This window comes from Endozoicomonas sp. SESOKO4, assembly GCF_024606275.1.
Genome location: NZ_JAHHPS010000289.1, coordinates 1 through 1,419, shown reverse-complemented (window position 1 = coordinate 1,419; position 1,419 = coordinate 1). Strand labels below are relative to the sequence as shown.

General features: G+C 47.0%; 1 protein-coding gene. It reads right to left on the bottom strand.

Annotation, left to right across the window (positions count from 1 at the left end; translation table 11 throughout):
- On the bottom strand, positions 1-1,419 hold a 1,419-nt coding region (locus KDK16_RS05435; protein WP_257275039.1), incomplete at both ends, for a hypothetical protein.

Sequence of the window (1,419 nt, the reverse complement as noted above, 5' to 3'; positions counted from 1 at the left end):
CTGATTTGCAAGGGCTCGTCGCTTTGGCCTTGCTCCCTGCTGTAAGTATCTATCCGTGGGAAAGTCAGGGGAACAGCCGCCAGAGCCAGAGGCACTGTGGGAGCCATTAACTTGCCGGATGGAATCGGTGAATCTAATTGCATTGCTGGCAGTCGTAACGTTGGCGGTATTATCACTGTCACTGATTACAGGCGCTATTAAAGGTACCTGTAGTGAAGGCTCTTGTAGCGAGTGGAAAGTATGTGTCCACCTTATCAGCTCATTTGAGAGGTGTGCTGATTCATGGCGGGATGGGTGCTGTTCAAGCTCTATAAAGGCATCGCGAAAAGAGATGGGGAGCGTTAATGTTTGCGCATGAATCACAATATCACGGCTTATGACTGAATCTGATATTTTCCCTAACAGTTCACGAATAGGTTCAAGTGGGTTTGAATAGAGCAGGAATAATTGAAGGAAGTACTCGATAAAGCAATATTTTTCAAATTGTCCTATAAGTGTTTGTTGGTCAGATTGATTAATCCTGCGGATTATATCCTGAACAATCTTATACAAAATCCTCAGGTTGTTGACGCCAGTCTCGGGCAGTGCCCGGGCAGGTGGAATGATCGGTTGGAGTGAAAACAGAATATCAGGGTCATTCAAAGTCCGTGTTTTATCGCTTGTGGCTTCTATCAGCTGTTTGATAAACCGATTGCGCAATGAATTTTTTTTGACAGAACGTTGCAGTTCCAGTGTTGCCTCAAGAGGAGTGACAGGGTTACCCCTGGCGTTTGTACCTGTTGTTTCCAGAACCTGCAAACGCTGAGGCATGTCTAGCACATCCAGTATTTCCCTCAGCATAAAAACGGCATTGGGATCGCCGCATTCAATGAGAGCTATAAGCTGGTTCGCAAGTTCCTGAAGGTCTTGAGTCGTAGCATTTTGTTCATTCTCCTCTCCATTGTCGTCTTTTCTGTTATTTCCACTGCCATCATTAGATTGTCCCGGTGATCTGCTCTCCTGACCTCCAGGTTCATCTCTTTGCTCTTTTTGATGATCGTTATTTTCGTCTTTTGATTCTTCATCGGGTACCTTGCCAGAGGGTTTTCCACCATCATTACCTGCTTTTATGCCAACAGTAAGATGGGTCTTCAAGGCAATGCGCTCGAGAGGTAGCCACCCATCTCCGCCACTGCAGGAGGGTGGAGAGGGAAACGAATAGAAGAAGCCCCCGTTGCTGCCTCCGGGCAAATCGGCGCTACCAGCCAGATTGTCTCCTGCCAGTGTCACTGTGTTATTCAGGGTTTGCCCGGTTTTCAGATCACTGTCTTTTATATTGTCGGAATAGAGTTGCCACTGACTCACAACCTGAGGCACTATACCACCGTTGATTTCAAGCCGAACCTTTTGCCCACCCGGATTATGCCAGTCAACGATGGT